We start from the raw sequence: 19,983 nt of genomic DNA on the forward strand, positions 1-19,983 counted from the left end.
CCTCCGGTTCACGCGCGTTGGACGTTCGACCACACCGGACGGTTCCCAGTGGTTGTATCTCCCCATGAGCACCACGGCTTTCGAAGACCTGACCCCTGGGAGGACCATCCCGCTCGGCGAGGTCACCGTCGACCGCGATGAGATGCTCGCGTTCGCCGCGCGCTTCGACCCCCAACCGTTCCACCTGGACGAGGAGGCGGGGAAGAGGTCCGTCCTCGGCGGGCTCGCCGCGTCCGGCTGGTTCACCGCGTCGCTGTGGATGCGCCAGTACGTCGACCACCTGCTGGCGGACTCGACGTCGCAGGGCTCGCCCGGTGGGCGCGACCTGCGGTGGCTCGCGCCCGTGTTCGCGGGTGACGTGCTGCGCTGCGAGATGGTGGTCCTCGGCGCGCGCGTGTCCAGGAGCCGCCCCGAGATGGGGTTGGTGGAGATCACCGGCGCGGCCTACCGCGGCGACGACAAGGTCTACGAGCTGACGTTCACCGGCATCTTCGCCACGCGCGCGTCAGCCCCGTAGCGCCCGGACGACCGCGGACGGGCTGGGGCGGCCGAGCTTCCCGGACATCCACTTGCTGGTGTCGGCCAGCTTGTCGAGGTCGACGCCGTGCTGGACGCCGAGACCGTCGAGCATCCAGACGAGGTCCTCGGTGGCCAGGTTGCCGGTCGCGGACTCCGCGTACGGGCAGCCGCCGAGGCCGCCCGCGGACGCGTCGACCGTCGTGACGCCGCACTCCAGGGCCGCGTAGGTGTTGGCGAGCGCCTGGCCGTAGGTGTCGTGGAAGTGCACGGCCAGCGGCTCGACCGAGTCGAACACCGCCAGCAGCGCCTTCACCTGGCCCGGCGTGGCGACGCCGATCGTGTCGCCGAGCGAGAGCTGCGAGCAGCCCATGTCCAGCAGCCGCTTGCCGACGCCCGCGACCTGCTCGCGCGCCACCGGGCCCTCCCACGGGTCGCCGAAGCACATCGACACGTACCCGCGCACGTCGAGGCCCTCGGCGCGGGCACGGGCCACGACCGGCTCGAACATCGTGAACTGCTCGTCCAGCGTGCGGTTGAGGTTGCGGTTGGCGAACGTCTCGGTGGCGCTGGCGAAGATCGCGATGTCCCGCACGCCCGCCGCGAGCGCCCGGTCCAGCCCGCGCTCGTTCGGCACGAGCACCGGGTAGCGGACACCGGGCCGCTGGTCCAGTCCGGCCAGCAGTTCCTCGGCGTCGGCGAGCTGCGGCACCCACTTCGGGTGCACGAAGCTGGTCGCCTCCAGCACCGTCGACCCGGCGTCGGCCATGCGGTCCAGGAATTCGAGCTTCACGTCGACCGGTACGACCGCCGACTCGTTCTGGAGCCCGTCCCGCGCGCCGACCTCCCAGATCGTGATCCTCTCGGGGAGCCCGGCACCCGGCACCACATCGGGCAGGTTCACGTCACGCGCGCCCATCGTCCACCACGCTCCCAGGTCGGTAGTCGTCGTCCGGGTTGTCGTTGATCTCCCGGTACAGCAGGGAGTGCACCCGCTCCACCTTCGGGATGTCGTCGAACTCCAGCGGTTCGTCCGACGCCGACTCGATGATCAGCGTGCCGCAGCCGAGCACCCGGTCCAGCAGGCTGTGCTGGAACCGCACGCTGTTGATCCGCGACAGCGGGATGTCCAGCCCGGTCCGCTTGAGCACGCCCTCGCGGGCCATCACCCGGTCGCTCGTGACGATGAAGTGCGTGGTCCGCCAGCGGACCAGCGGCGCCAACGTCAGCCAGGACACCAGGACCACCCCGACAACCACCAGTGCGATCTGCGCGACCGCCGACCACGACTGGCCCGAGACCAGCGACGCGGTGAAGGCGAAGACCGCCACCACCGCGAGGAGGGAGAACACCGGGAGCAGGAGCATCTTCCAGTGCGGGTGATTGTGGATCACGACGTGCTCAGTGGGGCTGAGCAGGTCGTCGGGGTACGCCACGGCGGTCCTCCGGATGAGCGGCGCTGAACGGTCGAGCCACGGTACCGCCGGGCACCGGGCCCGTTCGGGACCTTCGGCGTGTTCGTCAGACCACGCGGAGGTGAACGACGTCGCCCGCGGAGACCGAGTGGTCGACGCCGTCGTCGGAGCGCACCACGAGCGTGCCGTCCACGGCGACGTCCTGACCGGTCCCGACCAGTTCGGCGCCGCCGCTCAGCTCGACCCGCACCCGCTGCCCGAGCGTCGAGCAGTGCTCGCGGTACCGGTCCAGCAGGCCGGTCGACCTCGGGTCGCCACCCGAGAGGCGCCAGTCGAACTCCAGCTCCGACAGTGCGAGCAGCAGCCGCTCGGCGATGACCGTCCGGTCCAGCTCCGACGCGCCCTCGTCGGCCAGCGACGTCGGCGCGAGCCCGCCGGGACCGGGCACGACGTCGGCGGGCAGCGGAGCCACGTTCAGCCCCACGCCCACGACGACCGCGCCGCCGCTCGCCTCGGCCAGCACCCCGGCGCCCTTGCCGCGCTCGGGCCCGAGCAGCAGGTCGTTGGGCCACTTCAGCGTCGCCGCGACCCCGACGGAGTCCGCGACCCGCACGAGCGCCAGGCCCGCGATCAGCGTCAGCCACGGCAACCGGGCCGGGTCGACCCCGGCGGGCCGGAACAGCGCGCTCACGTACAGCCCGCTGCCGGGCGGCGAGACCCACGACCGGCCGCGCCGACCCTGGCCCGCGGTCTGCTCGTCGGCGATCAGCACCGTGCGGTCGGGCGCGCCCTCGGCGGCGGCCCGCACCAGGTCGGCGTTCGTGGACGGGGTGCTGGGGGTGAAGTCGACCGAGGCGTACGGCCCGACCAGGCGGGACCGCAGCGCGTCGACGTCCAGAGGCGTGCTCACCCGCGTCATCCTAGGAAGACGTCCGCCCCGCCGCCGGTCGGAGCGGGACGTGCGGCGGGGTGGACCGGTCAAGGCTGCAACCTCGACCGCGCTGGAGGTCAAGCTCGTCCCCGTGACGTGAGCTACTGATCAGTACGCGGTCACTCACCTGTGGTTAGGCTGCCTAGCCATGAGCAGCGCCACGGAACCGGTCGGCGACGAGGCCGACGTCCACACCACGGCCGGGAAGCTGGCCGACCTCCGCCGCCGCACCGAGGCGGCGGTGCACGCGGGCTCGGAGCGTGCGGTCGAGAAGCAGCACGCGAAGGGCAAGAAGACCGCCCGCGAGCGCATCGACGCGCTGCTCGACCCCGGCTCGTTCATCGAGCTGGACGAGCTGGCCCGCCACCGCTCGACCAACTTCGGCCTGGAGAAGAACCGCCCGTACGGCGACGGCGTCGTGACCGGCTACGGCACGGTCGACGGCCGCCCGGTGTGCGTGTTCAGCCAGGACGTCACGATCTTCGGCGGCTCGCTCGGCGAGGTCTACGGCGAGAAGATCGTCAAGGTCATGGACCTGGCGCTCAAGACCGGCAGGCCGCTGGTCGGCATCAACGAGGGCGGCGGGGCCCGCATCCAGGAGGGCGTCGTCTCCCTCGGGCTCTACGGCGAGATCTTCCGCCGCAACGTGCAGGCCTCCGGCGTCATCCCGCAGATCTCGCTGATCATGGGCGCGAACGCGGGCGGCCACGTGTACTCCCCCGCCCTGACCGACTTCGTCGTCATGGTCGACCGGACGTCGCACATGTTCATCACCGGTCCGGACGTGATCAAGACCGTCACCGGCGAGGACGTCGGGTTCGAGGAGCTGGGCGGGGGCCGGACGCACAACACCAAGTCCGGCAACGCCCACTACCTGGGCAGCGACGAGGACGACGCCATCGCCTACGTCAAGGAACTGCTGTCCTACCTGCCGTCGAACAACCTCGCGGAGGCGCCGGTCCTCGACGCCCCGCAGGACCTCCTGCACGGCAGCCTGGAGGACTCGGTCACCGACGAGGACCGCGAGCTGGACACCCTCATCCCGGACTCGGCGAACCAGCCGTACGACATGCACGAGGTGCTCACCCGCGTCCTGGACGACGGCGAGTTCCTGGAGGTCCAGCCGCTGTTCGCCCCGAACATCCTGGTCGGGTTCGGGCGGGTGGACGGCCACCCGGTCGGCGTCGTGGCGAACCAGCCGACGCAGTACGCGGGCTGCCTGGACATCGACGCGTCGGAGAAGGCGGCCCGGTTCGTCCGGACGTGCGACGCGTTCAACGTGCCGGTGCTGACGTTCGTGGACGTGCCGGGGTTCCTGCCCGGAACGGACCAGGAGTGGAACGGGATCATCCGGCGCGGGGCGAAGCTGATCTACGCCTACGCGGAGGCGACGGTCCCGCTGGTCACGGTGATCACGCGCAAGGCCTACGGCGGGGCGTACGACGTGATGGGGTCGAAGCACCTCGGCGCGGACGTCAACCTGGCCTGGCCGACGGCGCAGATCGCGGTGATGGGGGCTTCCGGGGCGGCGAACATCGTGCACCGGAAGACGTTGGCGAACGCGGTCAGCTCCGGCGAGGACGTGGACGCGCTGCGGGCGCGGTTGCAGACGGAGTACGAGGACGCGCTGTGCAACCCGTACGTGGCGGCGGAGCGGGGGTACGTGGACTCGGTGATCCCGCCCTCGTACACGCGGGGGTACGTGGCTCGGGCGTTGAACGTGCTGAGGGACAAGAGGGAGAGCATGCCGCCCAAGAAGCACGGGAACATCCCGCTGTGAGCGCCGACCGGGTGGTGCTTCGGGTGGTCCGCGGGGAGCCCGATGCCGAGGAGCTGGCGGCGCTGGTCGCGGTGGTGGCCGGGATGGCCGGGGGTGGGGCTGTGCCGGGGCCGGTCGCCGCTCGGTCCGAGTGGGGGAATCCGGCTCGGTCGGTTCGGGGGGCGTTGAGGCCGGGGGTCGGGGGGTGGCGGGCTTCCGGGTTGCCTCGGTAGGTGCTGACGCCGTGGTGGCTGCCGGTCCCGTCGGATCTGGTGGCTGCCGGTCCCAGCGGGACGGCCAACGTGACTCGGGGCCCCCTCGACTCGACCCTTGATCGGGCTGGAGGGGCGGTCCCGGAAGCCAGCCCGATCACAAGTCCCAAGGGTCGAACCCCTGGGCAGAACCGGCCACCGCTTCAGGGAAAGCGGTGGCTCCCCGTTCGTCAGCAGGTGACGTGGCGGCTGTTCACCTCTACCGGTGTCGCGCCCGAGACCACTACCTCCCTGCACCTGGTTCCCACCGCCGGCACTTCCAGGCGCAGCAGCAGCCACACGGCCAGGCCGTCGTGCCGCGCACGGGTGCGCAGCACTTCCACGTCGGTTGCGGTTACCGATTCCGGGATCTTCTTCAGGTTCCCCTCGTTCGCCGCGCTCGTCCTCGCCGCGCTCGCCACCGAGGTCATCACTCTGCTCTCCGCCTGTTCCGCGGTGTCGGCGAACGGCCAGACCGGGACGCCGTAGGCGATCGGGTCCGCCGAGAGGACCCTGCCCACCACCGCGATGCCCGCCAGCACCGACAGGACCACCACGAGTGTCGCGTGGCGTGAGCCGGTGGGTTGTGGGCGTGCGCTCACCAGTGACCAGTGCTTCACCACGCCCAGCGTGCCCAAGGCCACAGGTCGTGCGCATCGGTAGTTCTACGCGACGTCATATACTCCAGATCGAATAATCAGAACGGAGCACGTGGTGGCCGCCATCCGTCCCCTCGCCATGGTGGTGCTGGAACTCCTCCACGAGGCGCCCATGCACCCCTACGAGATCCAGCAGAAGATCCGCGAACGTCGGCTCGACCGGTTGACCAAGGTCACCGTCGGGTCGCTCTACCACGCCGTGGAGAAGCTCGAACGGGACGGGCTGATCGCCGTGGTGGAGACGAGTCGTGCCGGGAAGCGGCCCGAGCGGACCACGTACCGGTTGACCGACCTCGGACTGGACGCCTTTCGGTCCGAGGTGGTGACGAGCATCTCCGCGGTCGCGGTCGAGCACCCGCGGTTCGCGATGGCCGCCCAGCACCTGCACACGGTGCGTCCCGAAGAGGCGCTCGCGGGGCTGCGGGCGCGGGTGCTGGCGTTGGGCGGGGAGATCGCCGCCGTCGACGCCGCCATCTCGGAGCTGGGGGCGCGGGAGGTCGATCCGCTGTTCTGGATCGACCTGCGGTACAGCCGGGCGATGCGGCAGGCCGAGCTGGACTGGGTGGAACGGCTGATCGAGCAGCTCTCGTCCGACGAGCTGCCATGGCCCGAAGCGGCGCACCGTCGCATCGAAGAGCTTGAGGAGGACCGGCGATGAGCCGGCAAGTGAACCCGTGGGCGGCGCTGTCCGCGCTGTGCCTCGGATTCTTCATGATCCTGCTGGACACGACGATCGTGAACGTGGCGATCCCGTCCATGATCGAGGACCTGGACGCGGGGCTGAACGAGATCATCTGGGTCAACAGCGTCTACCTGCTGACCTACGCCGTCCCGCTGCTGCTGACCGGCAGGCTGGGCGACCGGTTCGGGCCGAAGCGGCTGTTCCTGGTGGGCCTGGTGGTGTTCATCGGGTCTTCGCTGTGGTGCGGGCTGTCCGGGTCGGTCGAGGCGCTGATCGTGGCGCGCGGTGTGCAGGGGCTGGGCGCGGCGATGATGACGCCGCAGACGATGGCGTTCATCACGCACCTGTTCCCGCCCGCCAAGCGCGGTGGGGCGATGGGGCTGTGGGGTGCGGTCGCGGGTGTCGCGACGGTCACCGGGCCGCTGCTGGGCGGTGTGCTGGTCGACCACCTCGGGTGGGAGTGGATCTTCTTCGTGAACGTGCCCGTCGGTGTGGTCGCGCTGGTGCTCACGGCCGTGCTGGTGCCCGACTGGCAGCCCGGCACGAGCCACAGCTTCGACCCGCTGGGCATCCTGCTGTGCTGCGTCGGCCTGACGCTGGTGGTGTTCGGCGTGCAGGAGGGCCAGCAGTACGCGTGGGGCGAGGTGTGGGGGCCGGTCACGATCCCCGAGATCATCTCCGCAGGCGTGGTGCTGCTGATCGGGTTCGTGGTGTGGCAGGCGGTCAACAAGAAGGAGCCGCTGCTGCCGCTGCGGATCTTCGCGAACCGGAACTTCTCGCTGGGCAACGCCGCCAACGTCGTCATCGGCTTCGGCGTCACGGGCCTGTTCCTGCCGCTGATCATCTACATCCAGTCGGTGCTGGGGCTGTCCGCGGTGGAGTCCGGGTTGCTGACGGCGCCGATGTCGCTGCTGTCCGGCACGTTCAGCGCGATCTCCGGCAAGCTGTCGGACCGCCCGTGGGCGCGGTTCCTGCCCGCCACCGGCTTCGCGCTGCTGGCGCTCGGCATCGCGCTGCTGTCGTGGCGGCTGGAGCCGGGCATCGCGAGCTGGGAGCTGATCCCCGAGCTGCTGGTCTGCGGCGCGGGCCTGGGCTTGGTGTTCTCGCCGCTGGCGAACATCTCCACCCGCGGCGTCGACCGGAAGCTGATGGGCGCGGGCTCCGGCATCTTCAACACGTCCCGCCAGATCGGCTCGGTGCTGGGCAGCGCGGCGGTCGGCGTGCTGCTCCAGGCCCGGTTGGACACGCACCTGGCCAGCACGCGCGGCGACTACCCGGCGGCGTTCACCGACGCGGCGGGCGACACGATGTGGATGCTGGTGGCCGTGCTGCTCGTCGGCACCGCCTGCACGCTGGCGATGCGCAGGCCCGCCCCCGTGCAGGCGGCCGAGCCGGTGCTGGTCGAGCGGGCGGGGTGAGCCGGGGAGCCGGCACTAGGCTGATCACGTGCGCCTAGTGCTGGCTTCGGCCTCCCCCGCCCGTCTGTCCGTCCTCCGCGCGGCCGGGGTCGAGCCCGTCGTCCGGGTGTCCGGTGTGGACGAGGACGCGGTGGCCGCCGCGCTGGTCGACCCGAAGCCCGCCGAGGTGGTGACGGCGCTGGCCGTCGCGAAGGCGGAGGCGGTGCTGCCGCTGGTCGCGGCGGAGTTCCCGGACGCCGTGGTGATCGGTTGCGACTCGATGCTGCTGACCGCCGACGGGTCGCTGGAGGGCAAGCCGGGCACGGTCGAGGCGGCCCGCGACCGGTGGCGGCGGATGGCGGGCACGTCCGGCACGCTGCTGACCGGCCACGCCGTGCTGAGGCTGCGGGACGGCGAGGTCGCGGCGCGGGGCGCGGACAGCGAGCCGACGACCGTCCGGTTCGGCCGTCCGGACGAGGCCGACCTGGAGGCGTACCTGGCGACCGGCGAGCCGTTGCAGGTCGCGGGCGCGTTCACGTTGGACGGACTGGGCGGCTGGTTCGTCGACGGCATCGACGGCGACCCGTCGAGCGTGATCGGGATCAGCCTGCCGCTGACCCGCCGCCTGCTCGCCGAGATCGGCGTTCGGGTGTCCGACATGTGGTAGCCCTGGTCACAACCAGCGGTTTTCGGGAAGCTCGACCCACGCTCACGACGTTGGGGGAGCTGAGATGAACGAGTTCTTGACGCGCCGACGGCACATCGACCTTGGTCGCAGGAAGAGCACGGGCTGACCGGGGGGAACGGCCCCGTCACCCCCTTCCCCGCGCACACCTCGGAGCAGTTGTGTCGTTCATCCGCGCGTACACCAGGCCGAAGGTCTTCGGCCTCACCGTCCTCGCCGGGCTCGTGCTCGGCGCCCTCACCGGGTTCCTGGCCAAGCAGACCGGCCAGACGTGGCTCGTGGCCACGTTGACCAAGATCGGCGGGGTCTTCACCGACCTGCTCCAGCTCACGGTCATCCCGCTCGTCTTCACCGCGATCGTCGTCGGCATCACCAGCCTGCGCAGGCTCGGCGGTTCCCGCACCGCGGCCCGCCTCGGCGGCAAGACGCTGCTGTGGTTCGCGATCACGTCCCTCGTCGCGGTGCTCATCGGCCTCGCCATCGGCATCGTCTTCAAGCCCGGCAGCGGTGTGCAGGTCACGCCGTCCGAGTCGGCGCTGAACAAGCTCGCCACCCGCGACACCGGCTCGTGGAGCGCGTTCTTCGACAGCCTGGTGCCGTCGAACCTGTTCAGCGCGTTCACCGAGGGCCGCGTGCTCCAGGTGGTGTTCATCTCGCTGCTGATCGGCTTCGCCGCGTACGCGATCGGCGAGCGCGCCGCCCCGTTCGTCGCGCTGACCCGCTCGGCGTTCGACCTGGTCCAGAAGGTCGTCGGCTGGATCATCCTGCTGGCCCCGCTCGGCGTGTTCGGCCTGATCGGCTCGGCGTTCGCGACCTACGGCAACAGCTTCGTGAAGCCGCTGTTCTCGCTGATCGCCGCGGTCTACGCGGGCGCGCTGCTGGTGCTGTTCGTGGTGTACCCGCTGCTGCTGAAGTTCGTCGGCGGGGTCAGCCCGGTGACGTTCTTCGCCAAGGCGTGGACGGCGATCCAGTTCGCGTTCGTGTCCCGCTCGTCGGGCGCCACGCTGCCGCTGAGCAGGCAGACCGCCGCGAACCTCGGCGTCGACGCCGACTACGCGAGCTTCGCCGTGCCGCTGGGCACGACGACCAAGATGGACGGGTGCGCCGCGGTGTACCCGGCCGTCGCGACGATCTTCATCGCCAACCTGTTCGGCATCCAGCTCGGCGTCGGCCAGTACCTGCTGATCATCGCCGTCGCCGTGTTCGGCGCCATCGCCACGGCGGGCACGACCGGCTGGTTCACCATGCTCACGCTGACCCTCGGCGCGGTGAACCTGCCGCCGGAGGTCATCGCGACCGGTGTCGCCGTGGTCTACGCGATCGACCCGATCCTGGACATGGTCCGCACCGCGACGAACGTGGCCGGGCAGATCACCGTCCCGGTGCTGGTCGCGCGCGGCGAGGGCCTGATCGACGACGAGGTGCTCAACGCCCCGAGCGCCCCGCCGCTGCTCGACGGCCCCGAGCCCGCTCGCGAGCCCGTCCCGGCCTGACCACGGGTCAGGCCACGCACGACCGGAGGTCGGCGGCCGCTGGTGCGACCGTCGGCCATCCGGGCAGGTCTTCGAGGGCGTTCACGGCGGCGGTGCAGCCGAGGAGCGGCTTGCCCGCGGTGAACGAGAACACCTGCGCGTAGGACTTCCCGCAGCCCGTCGGGTCGCACGGGCGCTGCACGGCGACGACGTCGGCGACCCGGTCGCCGTCGGCGTCGTGCAGCGCCAGGTAGCCGCCGGTCGCCAGGTAGCGCGCCTGGGCCCTGGTCCACCCGCCCGCGCGGCCGACCAGCACCTCGCCCAGCAGCTCCTCACCGGCCTTCCCGCGCACGAGGCACACGCTGACCTGGGCGGACACGCACTCCAGCGACTGCGCGTCGATCTGGCCGCCGGACTCCACGACGGTCGACTCGAAGACGGTCGTGCCCGCCGGACCGGTCACCTTGACCCGGCCGCCGCCCTCGCCGACCAGCACCTCCACCACGTCCTCGCCGACGGTCGACGCGTCCACCGGGCGGCACGGGGTCGTGCCGCAGCGCAGGCCCGCGTCGGCCGAGGAGGACTCGTCGGCACGCGGTTCCGGCGCCGACGGGGGCCTCAGCGCGTAGGCCGTCACCAGGCAGCCGACGATGACCAGCACCGCCGCACCGGCCGCGAACAGCACCGTCTTGGGCGCCTCGGTCACGTGTCCCTCCGCGGAGCGTCCGAATGGAGGAGGATTCCCCTGGAAAGTGAGCATGCTCTCGGTCACGAGGTTACTGGTGGGTCACTAAGCTGCTGGTTGTTCCCCGAGTCGTCGTCGCCTGGGAGGTAGGACGTGGTGGCACTGCGCAAGGTCCTCGTCGCGAACCGCGGTGAGATCGCCGTCCGGGTCATCCGCGCGTGCCGAGACGCCGGCCTCTCCAGCGTGGCGGTCTACGCCGACCCGGACCGGGACGCGCCGTTCGCGCGCCTGGCGGACGAGGCGTTCGCCCTCAACGGCGGCACGTCCGGTGAGACGTACCTGTCGGTCGACAAGCTCCTGGACGTCGCCAAGCGGGCCGAGGCCGACGCCGTGCACCCCGGCTACGGGTTCCTCTCGGAGAACGCGGACTTCGCCCAGGCCGTCATCGACGCCGGGCTGACCTGGATCGGGCCGAGCCCGCAGGCCATCCGCGACCTCGGCGACAAGGTGACCGCCCGGCACATCGCGACCCGCGCCGGCGCGCCGCTCGTGCCCGGCACGAACGACCCGGTCGGCGGGCCGGACGAGATCATCGCCTTCGCCGAGCAGCACGGCCTGCCGGTGGCCATCAAGGCCGCGTTCGGCGGCGGCGGGCGCGGCCTGAAGGTCGCCCGCACGATGGAGGAGATCCCCGAGCTGTTCGACAGCGCGGTGCGCGAGGCCGTCTCGGCGTTCGGCCGCGGCGAGTGCTTCGTGGAGCGCTACCTGGACAAGCCTCGCCACGTCGAGGCGCAGGTGCTCGCCGACCAGCACGGCAACGTGGTCGTCGTCGGCACCCGCGACTGCTCGTTGCAGAGGCGGCACCAGAAGCTGGTCGAGGAGGCCCCGGCGCCGTTCCTGACCGACGAGCAGCGCGCGGCGATCCACAGCTCGGCGCGGGCCATCTGCGAGGAAGCGGGCTACTACGGCGCGGGCACGGTCGAGTACCTGGTGGCGCTGGACGGCACGATCTCGTTCCTGGAGGTCAACACGCGCCTCCAGGTCGAGCACCCGGTCAGCGAGGAGACCTCCGGGCTCGACCTCGTGCGCGAGCAGTTCCGGATCGCCGCGGGCGAGGAGCTGCGCTTCACCGAGGACCCGGCGCCGCGCGGGCACTCCATCGAGTTCCGGATCAACGGCGAGGACGCCGGTCGCGGCTTCCTGCCCGCCCCCGGCACGGTGACCCTGTTCAGCGCCCCGTCCGGCCCCGGTGTGCGGGTGGACGCGGGTGTGGAGAGCGGCAGCGTCATCGGCGGGCAGTTCGACTCGCTGCTGGCCAAGCTGATCGTCACGGGCGAGACCCGCGAGCAGGCGATCGAGCGGGCGCGGCGGGCGCTGGACGAGATGGTCGTGGACGGCATGGCGACCGTGCTGCCGTTCCACCGGGTCATCGTGCGCGACCCGGCGTTCACGGCCGAGGACGGCTTCACCGTCCACACGCGCTGGATCGAGACGGAGTTCGACAACCGGATCGAGCCGTTCGCGAACCCCGCCGAGGCGGGCGAGGACGAGCCGCGGCAGACCGTGGTCGTGGAGGTCGGCGGCAGGCGGCTGGAGGTCTCGCTGCCCGGCGACCTCGCGCTCGGCGGGGGCGGCGGCGCGGGCGGTGGCCGGTCGGCCGCGAAGGCCAAGCCCCGCAAGCGCTCCGGCGGTTCGGGCGCGGCGGCGTCCGGTGACGCGGTGGCCGCCCCGATGCAGGGCACGATCGTCAAGGTGGCCGTCGAGGAGGGCCAGGTCGTCGAGGCGGGCGAGCTGATCGTCGTCCTGGAGGCCATGAAGATGGAGAACCCGGTGACGGCCCACAAGGCGGGCACGGTGACCGGTCTCTCGGCCGCGCCCGGCTCCCCCGTCACGCAGGGGACCGTGCTCTGCGAACTGAAGGACTAGGTTCGACGGTGTGAGCGAGTCCGACATCCGCATCGGTGACGCCGAGCGCGAAGAAGCACTCAGGGCGCTCGGCGAGCACATGAGCGCCGGTCGGCTCGAACTGGACGAGTACGGCGACCGCTCCGCGCTCGTCACGACCGCCAAGACCCGCGGTGACCTGCTCGCGCTGTTCGCCGACCTGCCCCTGCCGCACCCGGGGTTCGGGCAGGTCCCGCTCTCGGAGCCGGTGTCGGGGCCGGTGCTCCCCCGGTCGACGGGGTCACCCCTGGGCCACCGGCTGCTGCGCGTCGCCGTGCCGCTGGCGGGGCTGCTCGCCGTCGCCCTGTTCTTCATCGTCCGGAACCCGTTCGTCTTCCTGGTGATCCCCGTGATCGCGGTCCTCGTGGGCAGCGCGCTCGGCGACGACGGCAGGCGCGACCGCGGGCGGCGGCGCTGACCACCCCGACCCTGCTGCTGCTCGACCTCGACGGCGTGCTGCGGCGCTTCCCGCCCGACGCCCCCGTCGAGGACGCCCACGGCCTGCCGCGCGGCGCGCTGGCCCGTGCGGGCTTCGCCCCGGACCTGATCACCCCCGCGCTGGTCGGCGCCGTGCCGGACGAGGTGTGGCGGGCGTCCGTCGTGGACCGCCTCGCCGCACCCGGCGCCGCCGCGGCCGTGGCCGCGTGGTCGCGGCCGGGCGAGGTCGTCACCGAGGCGCTCGCCCTGGTGCGCCGGGCGCGGACGCGCTGCCGCGTGGCGCTGCTGACCAACGCCACCAGCAGGCTGCCGGACGACCTGCGGCTGCTCGGCCTCGACCGCGAGGTGGACGCCGTCGTGTCGTCGGCGCGGATCGGCGTGGCGAAGCCGTCGCCCGAGGCGTTCCGGCGCGCGCTGCGGGTGCTCCAGCACTCGCCGGGCGGCACGGTGTTCTGCGACGACAAGGAGGAGAACGCCGCGGGTGCCCGGTCCATCGGCATCGACGGCGTGCACACCCCCACGACGGCCGCGCTGCGCGAGGCCCTGGTCGCGCGGGGTCTGCTGGACGGCTCGCCCGAGGTCGAACCGAGGGCGGTGGCCGACGAGGTGCTGCTGGTGCTGCCCGAGCGCGAGGCCGCGGAACGGCTCGCCGGGGAGCTGGCCGGGGCGGGCTGGGCGCCCGCCGCCGTGCACCGGGAACTGCTGGCGGGCGAGGACGACGCCGAAGCGGCCGACTGGGTCGTGGAACTCCTGACCGCGCCGGACGGCCGTCCCGCGGGGTCGCGGCGCGACTGGCTCGACGCGCTCGCCGAGGAGCACGACGGCTTCACCAGCGACAACGGTTAGAGTGCCCCCGTGGAGCCGGTCGAGATCAACGCGGGCGAGTACTACCTGCGGCAGCTGCGCGCGGACGACCGGATCGACGACGGCGCGGCGCTGGTGGCGGCGTTCGCCGACCCGGAGATCCGCCGCTGGCAGGGCGGCCTGCTCGTGGCGGACGCGGCGGGCGCGCGGAAGTACGTGGAGTTCCGCGCCTGGCAGTGGGAGAGCGACCAGCGCTACTCGTGGGCGGTGTGCGACCAGCTCCTGGGCCACCCGGTCGGCGAGGTCGCGCTGAAGGACGTCGACCCGCACAACGGGTCGGCCGAGCTGGTCTGCTGGACCGCCGCCGAGCACCGGGGGCGCGGGATCGCCGTGCACGCGGCCACGGCCGTGACCGGGTTCGGCTTCGGCTTCGTCGACCTGCACCGGATCAGCTACCGCCAGGCCGTGGGAAACACTTCATCACAACGGGTGGCCGAGAAGGCGGGTTTCACCCTGGAGGGTCGGCTGCGCGGCGCGCAACTGGTCGACGGGGAGCACCACGACCTCCAGATCTGGTCGAAGCTCGCCACCGACTAGTCACCCCGCAGCAGCGGAACTGTCGTGCCCCGGTACTACGGTAAACGCCCATGCGGCGTCTCCTGCTGATCGCGCTCGCCCTACCTGCACTGATACTCGCCGGCTGCTCGGCGCAGCCCCACCCGACCGCGGACCACGGGTCCTCCTCCGCCACCCCGACCGAACCCGCGACGACGACCACCACCACCGTCTCGCAGCTGCCGAGGCCGAGGGAGGTCAAGCTCGACGGGCTCGACCCGTGCACCGTCCTCAGCGAGGAGCAGCGGGCCCAGCTCAGCCTCGACCACGCGCCCAACGCCTACGTCGACTCCACCTTCGGGGAGTCGAAGGTGTGTTCCTTCCGGAGTGGCATCAGTGGGAACGTGATGCGCCTCGCGCTCGTCACAGTCGAGGGCGTCGGGGTGTGGCTCTCCGAGAACGCGCAGGTGGAGCCGGAGTTCACGACCATCGGCGGGTTCCCGGCGATGATCATCCGAACGCCGGGGATCGAGGACGTGTGCAACGTGGAGGTGGACGTGGCCGAGGGGCAGTTCCTGGACGTGATGTTCCGGGACGGCGGCAACGAGGAGAAGGCCACCCAGGACACGCTCTGCGCGGGCGCCCAGCGCGCCGCGGAGGCCGCGTTGAGCGGTTTGCTCGAACAGCGCTGACCCACTCGGGGGGATGTCGGTTCAGCCCCTCCCTGGTGGTCCACCCGCATGGCTAGAGTGTCGACCGAGAACGACGTTACGCAGGAGGCCGGGATGCCGTCCGAGGTTAGTGGTGCCGACGTCGAGGCGTTCCTGACTACCCACACGCTCACCGTGGAGCCAGGAGCGATCCCCAGTCTCCGCAGCGCCTTCGCGAACGCGCTGACGAAACTGGACCAGCAGATCGAGCTCGCGGTCACCGAGGTCAGGGTCCGCCCCTGGGCAGGCGACGGCGTGAGCGTGGAAGCCGCGGAGAAGTTCAACGAGCGCGCCTTCGAGTCAGGGGACTCGGCGCTGGGCGCGCTGACGAGCTACCAGCGGCAGCTCAAGTCCGCGATGGACGCCCTGGACCTGGTCGAACAGCAGTACCTGGCGATGGACGACGACGCAACCGGCTTGATGAAGCAGAGCGGCTGCTGAGACCGCACGAGAACGGCCGGTCGCGAAGCGAGGGGAAATCTTCATGCCCGACGGACACCGCTGGAACGGTTACAGCCACGAGGAGCTCTACAAGCAGATCAACTCGGGGCCGGGACCGAAGGCGTCGCACGCGTCGATGGAACGCTGGCAGGGCGTTTCGGCAGCCCTCGTGGAGATCAACGACGAGCTGCTCCGAGGCGTCGCGAACTCCGGCGCGACCTGGGAGGGCAAGGCCGCCGACAAGGCGCGCTCAGGCCTGAACCCGCTCGCCGCCTGGGCCGACGACGCCCGCACCGGCGCCGACGTGATGCGCGTCTCCGCCGAGATGCAGGCCGACTTCATCAGCAAGGCCCGCTCCGACATGCCCGCGCCCGTGCCGGTCACGGCCGAGGACCCCGGCAAGCTCCTCAGCGCGCTCACCCACCTCGTCGGAGGTCAGACCGACTACGAGGTGCAGGAGAAGGCGCACAGCGCCGCCGAGCAGCGCGCGCGTGAGGTCATGGCGACCTACGCGTCCAGCACGACCACGAACACCAGCACGCTCGGCCAGTTCCACCAGCCGCCGCAGCTCGTGATCAACGCCTCGCAGTCCTCGCTGGGTGCCACGCACGGCATCAGCGGCACGGGCGGCGAGTACGGCGTGGTCACCGGCCGCGGCGGCGGCGGTTCGCGCGGAGGCCGCGGCCGGGGCGGCGGCCGTCCGGTCCACTCCACCACGGGTCCGGCGGGCAGCGGCACCCGCACGTCGGGCGCGACCACCACGCCCTCGGCCCCCACCACCGGCACCACCCGCACCCCCACCGGCGTCGTCTCGACCGGCGTGGTCGGCGGCCCCGGCCCCGGCGGCGGTGGCGTGATCGGCGGCCGGATCAGCTCCAAGCCGCGCAAGGAGGAGACCAGGTCGGCCTCCGCAGAGGACGCGAACGCGGACCGCGCGGCAGGCCAGGCGGGTGGCGCGGGCAAGCAGTCGGGCGTGACCGTGATCAGCGGCTCCGAGTTCGCACCCGTCGCCACCCCGACCGCCCAGCACGGCGTGGCGGGCGGCGCGGGCGGGGCCGCGGGCGGCGCGGCGGGCTCGACGGCGCCGGACAACGACACCGTGCACCGCAGGTCGACGCCGATGGTGCCCGCGCAGAGCTCGTTCGACCCGTTCGGCAACGTCGGCGCCGCACGAGCCGACGACGAGGAGGACGGCGAGCACAACGCCGCCGACTACCTGCGCGAGACCGACGACATCTACGGGATCGGCGGGATGATCTCGCCACCGGTGATCGGGGAGAACCAGAGCAGTTGATGACGACGTTCGGAGTGGACCTCGGCACGAACGACCTGCGGGAACCGGTCACCATCTCGGCGCTGGAGTTCGACGTGCTCTGGGAGCACCTCCGCCTGGAGATGATGCCGCTCGTGCTGAAGGTGCCGTCACCGGGCAAGACCCACGCCGAACGCGCCGAGCTGGAACGCACGGTGTGGGCGGGCCTGGAGCGCCGGGGCCTCGGCAAACCGGTCTCCCTGGACCCCGCGCTGGAGGACCTGCTGCACCTGCTCAACCGCCCGCAGACCGAAGTGGACGGCCGCCTCTGGCTGGGCCGCAGCGTCCGCGTGCTGGCAGCCGCCAAGGGCCAGGCGGGCGTGCTGGCGGTGCTGGACGGCGACAACCTCACCCTGCGCGCGGCCTCGGGCGAAAGCCTGCCGCGAGAAGCCCTGTCGGTACTGCCACCGGCCCCAGCAGGCCCTGGCCACTCGATCACCCTGCCCAGCGCCGACCTGGACGCGGCAGCGGCGGCGGCGAGCACCCCGGAACAACTGGAAAACGCCCTGAACGCCCGAGGCGTGCGCAGGGACGACGCCCACACGCTCGCCGAGATGATGCGCGAAGCCGGGAACCGAGGCCAGTTCGGCGCGGCGACCAGGGACAAGTGGGGCAAACGCCGAAGGCCGGAACGGGTGGTCGCGTTCTACGACACGCCGGAGGGCAGGTACGTGCAGATGCGCCGAGCCGCCCCCGGCCAGCAACCGTGGAGCACGGTCTCACCGGTAGACCACCGCAGACTGGACCACCACCTGTCAGAACTACAGGCAGAGAGCCGCAACGACCGCGACAGGGGCTGAGGCACGGTTGGCCCTGGGCTTCGCGGGCGGGCCGCCGAGTAGCCGGCGGTGGCAGCGTTGCAGCTCGGACCGGACGAGCCAGTAAGCAGGCCAGCCGGGGCTGGCGGGGCTGGCGGGGCTGGCGGACTAGCCAGGACCAGCGGGACTCACGGGACCGACGGACGAGCCGGGACCTGCGGACCAGCGGGACTCACGGGACTCACGAACTGACTCACGGGACCAGCGGACCAGCGAGCACGTTCCCACCACCACCGACGAACAAGCGGCGGCTCGCCCAGCCCCGTGACCAACAGCAGCTCACCGGCCCCCGGCCCAATCCCACCCCGTGACCGACCGCACCCCACCGGGCCCCCCGGCCCCAACTCCACACCCACCCAAGCTCACAGCCCTTCAAACCCTTCCCCCACCCCAGCCGCCCCGATCTCCCCCACAGTCATGGCTCGTTCCGGTTGTCAAGGCATCTTTCCCGCCTTGACAACCGGAACGAGCCATCGACACGATCGGGAATCGGGGGGGTCGAGCTCAGGACCCGATCCCCCGACAGGGCTTCGTCCGCAGGTCCGACACGTAGTCGTCAGGCGCCCCAGCGGCCTCAGCCGCGTCAGCCACCACCCCGAGGTAGCGCGCCGAGGGCAGCCCCCCTTCGTACGCGTCCAACACGTACAGCCAGGCGACGACCGACCCCTCCAACGTCTGCACCCGCAGCCGGATCTTCTTGTACAGACCCAGCGCCCCCTCCCACCGGTCCAACCGCGACTCGTCCCGCGGTGACACGTCGTAGAGGACGGCGAAGGTCTGGGAGTCGGGGTCCTCGACGATGGTGGCGAGCGCGCCCTCCCAGCCGAGGTCCTCGCCACCGAACGACAGACGCCAACCAGCGAGCCAGCCAGTCCCCGCCATCGGGGAGTAGGGGGCTCGCTCCATCATCTGGTTCGGATCCATGTTCGACCCGTACGCGGCATAGAGCGGCACGACCGACAGCCTAGCGACACGGCGATCACCTTGAGGAACACAAGACCGGACGACACGGACAACGACCCGACCGCGTACGGTTGTGCGCGGCCGTTGCCGCTGTCTGAGGAGGATCTCGCGTGACCCGCATCGTCATCATGGGCGGCGGCCCCGCAGGCTATGAAGCCGCTCTTGTCGCAGCTCAGCACGGGGCCGAAGTCACGGTCGTGGAGAGCGACGGCGTCGGTGGCGCCTGCGTGCTCTACGACTGCGTTCCCTCCAAGACGTTCATCGCCTCCGCGGGCGGTCGCAGCGCCTTCCGCAACGCCGGTGAGCTGGGCATTCACACCGACGACAACGCCGCGGAGGTCGATCTCCCGGTTGTACACGGTCGGGTGAAGGGCCTTGCGCTCGCGCAGTCCGCCGACATCCGGGCGCGGCTCCAGCGCGAGGGTGTCCGGATCGTCAACGGCACGGCGAAGTTCTGCGACGACACGCGCGGGCTGGCGCAGCACCGGGTCGTGGTCGACTCGAACGGCGAGACCGAGACGCTGTCGGCCGACGTGGTGTTGATCGCCACAGGTGCGACCCCGCGCGTGTTGCCCGGCGCCGAGCCGGACGGCAAGCGCGTCCTGGACTGGCGGCAGATCTACGACCTCCCCGAACTCCCCGAGCACCTGGCCGTCATCGGCTCCGGTGTCACGGGTGTCGAGTTCGCCTCCGCCTACACCGAGCTGGGTGTCAAGGTCACGATGGTGTCCAGCCGCGACCGCGTGCTCCCGCACGAGGACGCGGACGCCGCCGCGGTGCTGGAGGACGTGTTCGCCGAGCGCGGCACGACCGTGGTGAAGCACGCGCGGGCGGACAGGGTGGAGAACGTCGGCGACGGCGTCAAGATCCACCTGGAGGACGGCCGCGTGATCGAGGCCAGCCACGCCCTGATGGCGGTCGGCTCGATCCCGAACACCACCGACATCGGCCTGGACAAGATCGGCATCGAGCTGGGTCGCGGCGGCTACATCCCGGTCGACCGGGTGTCGCGCACGAACGTGTCCGGCGTCTACGCGGCGGGCGACTGCACCGGCCTGATGCTGCTCGCGTCGGTCGCGGCCATGCAGGGCCGCATCGCGATGTGGCACGCGCTGGGCGAGGGCGTCAGCCCGATCAAGCTCAAGACGGTCGCGGCGAACGTGTTCACCAACCCGGAGATCGCGAACGTCGGCATCAGCCAGCACGCGATCGACTCCGGCAAGGTCCCGGCCCGCACGATCATGCTCCCCCTGGCGACGAACCCGCGCGCCAAGATGGAGGGCCTGCGCCGCGGCTTCGTGAAGCTGTTCTGCCGCCCGGCGACCGGTGTGGTGATCGGCGGCGTCGTCGTGGCCCCGAACGCGAGCGAGCTGATCCTGCCGATCGCCCTCTCCGTGCAGAACCAGCTCACCGTCGAGGACCTGGCCACCACGTTCTCGGTGTACCCGTCGCTCTCGGGCTCCATCACGGAATCCGGCCGCCAGCTGATGCGGCACGACGACCTGGACTAGGAACGACGAAGAGGGCCCGTCCTCGCTTCGAGGAC

General features: G+C 71.5%; 22 protein-coding genes. 16 read left to right on the forward strand and 6 right to left on the reverse strand.

The window, feature by feature from the left end; genetic code table 11:
• Window positions 1-64 precede the first annotated feature (64 nt).
• Entirely contained in the window at window positions 65-517 is a 453-nt protein-coding gene (locus AC156L_RS31665; RefSeq protein WP_330879200.1) for a MaoC family dehydratase, read from the forward strand.
• Here the strand turns inward: AC156L_RS31665 and AC156L_RS31670 are convergent.
• The 3 genes from AC156L_RS31670 to AC156L_RS31680 all read right to left on the reverse strand — a co-directional run bounded on the left by AC156L_RS31670 (window position 506) and on the right by AC156L_RS31680 (window position 2,850).
• Window positions 506-1,435, reverse strand: a complete 930-nt coding sequence (locus AC156L_RS31670; RefSeq protein ID WP_330879199.1) for a hydroxymethylglutaryl-CoA lyase — start codon at window positions 1,433-1,435, stop codon at window positions 506-508. The two genes, AC156L_RS31665 and AC156L_RS31670, sit on opposite strands and share 12 nt — an antisense overlap.
• Window positions 1,422-1,952: a PH domain-containing protein gene (locus AC156L_RS31675; protein WP_330879198.1), complete on the reverse strand. Its 531-nt coding sequence runs from the start codon at window positions 1,950-1,952 to the stop codon at window positions 1,422-1,424. The genes AC156L_RS31670 and AC156L_RS31675 overlap by 14 nt, the downstream gene beginning before the upstream one ends.
• An 85-nt stretch (window positions 1,953-2,037) precedes the next feature.
• Window positions 2,038-2,850: a biotin--[acetyl-CoA-carboxylase] ligase gene (locus AC156L_RS31680; protein ID WP_330879197.1), complete on the reverse strand. Its 813-nt coding sequence runs from the start codon at window positions 2,848-2,850 to the stop codon at window positions 2,038-2,040.
• A 160-nt stretch (window positions 2,851-3,010) separates the two neighbouring features.
• Here AC156L_RS31680 and AC156L_RS31685 point away from each other — a divergent pair, with 160 nt between their 5' ends.
• Entirely contained in the window at window positions 3,011-4,642 is a 1,632-nt protein-coding gene (locus AC156L_RS31685) for an acyl-CoA carboxylase subunit beta (protein WP_330879196.1), read from the forward strand.
• Window positions 4,643-4,665: 23 nt separating this feature from the next.
• Window positions 4,666-4,854, forward strand: a complete 189-nt coding sequence (locus AC156L_RS31690) for an acyl-CoA carboxylase subunit epsilon (RefSeq protein ID WP_484407568.1) — start codon at window positions 4,666-4,668, stop codon at window positions 4,852-4,854.
• 209 nt (window positions 4,855-5,063) lie between these two features.
• Here the strand turns inward: AC156L_RS31690 and AC156L_RS31695 are convergent, their stop codons facing one another.
• Complete coding sequence (locus AC156L_RS31695; protein ID WP_330879194.1) at window positions 5,064-5,510, reverse strand: hypothetical protein; 447 nt, start codon at window positions 5,508-5,510, stop codon at window positions 5,064-5,066.
• Between the two features lie 76 nt (window positions 5,511-5,586).
• Between AC156L_RS31695 and AC156L_RS31700 the strand changes: the two genes are divergently transcribed.
• The 4 genes from AC156L_RS31700 (at window position 5,587) to AC156L_RS31715 (ending at window position 9,788) form a co-directional block, all read left to right on the forward strand.
• Window positions 5,587-6,189: a helix-turn-helix transcriptional regulator gene (locus AC156L_RS31700; RefSeq protein ID WP_330879193.1), complete on the forward strand. Its 603-nt coding sequence runs from the start codon at window positions 5,587-5,589 to the stop codon at window positions 6,187-6,189.
• Window positions 6,186-7,631: a DHA2 family efflux MFS transporter permease subunit gene (locus AC156L_RS31705; RefSeq protein WP_330879192.1), complete on the forward strand. Its 1,446-nt coding sequence runs from the start codon at window positions 6,186-6,188 to the stop codon at window positions 7,629-7,631. The genes AC156L_RS31700 and AC156L_RS31705 overlap by 4 nt, the downstream gene beginning before the upstream one ends.
• A 28-nt stretch (window positions 7,632-7,659) precedes the next feature.
• Window positions 7,660-8,277 carry a Maf family protein gene (locus tag AC156L_RS31710; RefSeq protein ID WP_330879191.1) on the forward strand — a complete coding sequence of 206 codons (618 nt, stop codon included), beginning with the start codon at window positions 7,660-7,662 and terminating at the stop codon, window positions 8,275-8,277.
• Between the two features lie 179 nt (window positions 8,278-8,456).
• Entirely contained in the window at window positions 8,457-9,788 is a 1,332-nt protein-coding gene (locus tag AC156L_RS31715; RefSeq protein WP_330879190.1) for a dicarboxylate/amino acid:cation symporter, read from the forward strand.
• A gap of 7 nt (window positions 9,789-9,795) precedes the next feature.
• On the opposite strand, the gene AC156L_RS31720 is transcribed toward AC156L_RS31715, so the two are convergent.
• Window positions 9,796-10,473 (reverse strand): hypothetical protein, encoded by a 678-nt coding sequence (locus tag AC156L_RS31720; RefSeq protein ID WP_330879189.1) that lies wholly within the window; start codon window positions 10,471-10,473, stop codon window positions 9,796-9,798.
• Between the two features lie 135 nt (window positions 10,474-10,608).
• On the opposite strand from AC156L_RS31720, the gene AC156L_RS31725 reads away from it, so the two are divergent.
• The 8 genes from AC156L_RS31725 to AC156L_RS31760 are packed head-to-tail and all read left to right on the forward strand — an operon-like array spanning window position 10,609 to window position 17,456.
• Window positions 10,609-12,378 (forward strand): acetyl/propionyl/methylcrotonyl-CoA carboxylase subunit alpha, encoded by a 1,770-nt coding sequence (locus tag AC156L_RS31725; RefSeq protein ID WP_330879188.1) that lies wholly within the window; start codon window positions 10,609-10,611, stop codon window positions 12,376-12,378.
• Between the two features lie 10 nt (window positions 12,379-12,388).
• Window positions 12,389-12,814: a DUF1707 SHOCT-like domain-containing protein gene (locus tag AC156L_RS31730; protein WP_330879187.1), complete on the forward strand. Its 426-nt coding sequence runs from the start codon at window positions 12,389-12,391 to the stop codon at window positions 12,812-12,814.
• Between the two features lie 35 nt (window positions 12,815-12,849).
• The gene (locus AC156L_RS31735) at window positions 12,850-13,680 is read left to right on the forward strand and encodes an HAD family hydrolase (RefSeq protein ID WP_330879186.1); all 831 of its coding nucleotides are present in this window, start codon (window positions 12,850-12,852) and stop codon (window positions 13,678-13,680) included.
• A gap of 9 nt (window positions 13,681-13,689) precedes the next feature.
• Complete coding sequence (locus tag AC156L_RS31740; RefSeq protein WP_330879185.1) at window positions 13,690-14,235, forward strand: GNAT family N-acetyltransferase; 546 nt, start codon at window positions 13,690-13,692, stop codon at window positions 14,233-14,235.
• 50 nt (window positions 14,236-14,285) lie between these two features.
• On the forward strand, window positions 14,286-14,885 hold the full coding sequence (locus tag AC156L_RS31745) for a DUF3558 domain-containing protein (RefSeq protein WP_330879184.1): 600 nt from the start codon (window positions 14,286-14,288) through the stop codon (window positions 14,883-14,885).
• Between the two features lie 48 nt (window positions 14,886-14,933).
• Complete coding sequence (locus tag AC156L_RS31750) at window positions 14,934-15,344, forward strand: transcriptional regulator (RefSeq protein WP_484407555.1); 411 nt, start codon at window positions 14,934-14,936, stop codon at window positions 15,342-15,344.
• Between the two features lie 43 nt (window positions 15,345-15,387).
• On the forward strand, window positions 15,388-16,638 hold the full coding sequence (locus AC156L_RS31755) for a PPE domain-containing protein (protein WP_330879182.1): 1,251 nt from the start codon (window positions 15,388-15,390) through the stop codon (window positions 16,636-16,638).
• Window positions 16,638-17,456 carry an ESX secretion-associated protein EspG gene (locus AC156L_RS31760; protein ID WP_330879181.1) on the forward strand — a complete coding sequence of 273 codons (819 nt, stop codon included), beginning with the start codon at window positions 16,638-16,640 and terminating at the stop codon, window positions 17,454-17,456. Before AC156L_RS31755 ends, AC156L_RS31760 begins: the two co-directional genes overlap by 1 nt.
• A gap of 522 nt (window positions 17,457-17,978) precedes the next feature.
• Here AC156L_RS31760 and AC156L_RS31765 read toward each other — a convergent pair.
• Window positions 17,979-18,428, reverse strand: coding sequence for a gamma-glutamylcyclotransferase family protein (locus AC156L_RS31765; protein ID WP_259629769.1), 450 nt, complete (start codon window positions 18,426-18,428; stop codon window positions 17,979-17,981).
• A gap of 119 nt (window positions 18,429-18,547) precedes the next feature.
• Between AC156L_RS31765 and AC156L_RS31770 the strand changes: the two genes are divergently transcribed.
• The gene (locus AC156L_RS31770) at window positions 18,548-19,948 is read left to right on the forward strand and encodes an NAD(P)H-quinone dehydrogenase (protein WP_330879180.1); all 1,401 of its coding nucleotides are present in this window, start codon (window positions 18,548-18,550) and stop codon (window positions 19,946-19,948) included.
• The last annotated feature ends 35 nt before the right edge of the window (window positions 19,949-19,983 follow it).

It is taken from the genome of Umezawaea sp. (assembly GCF_057122925.1).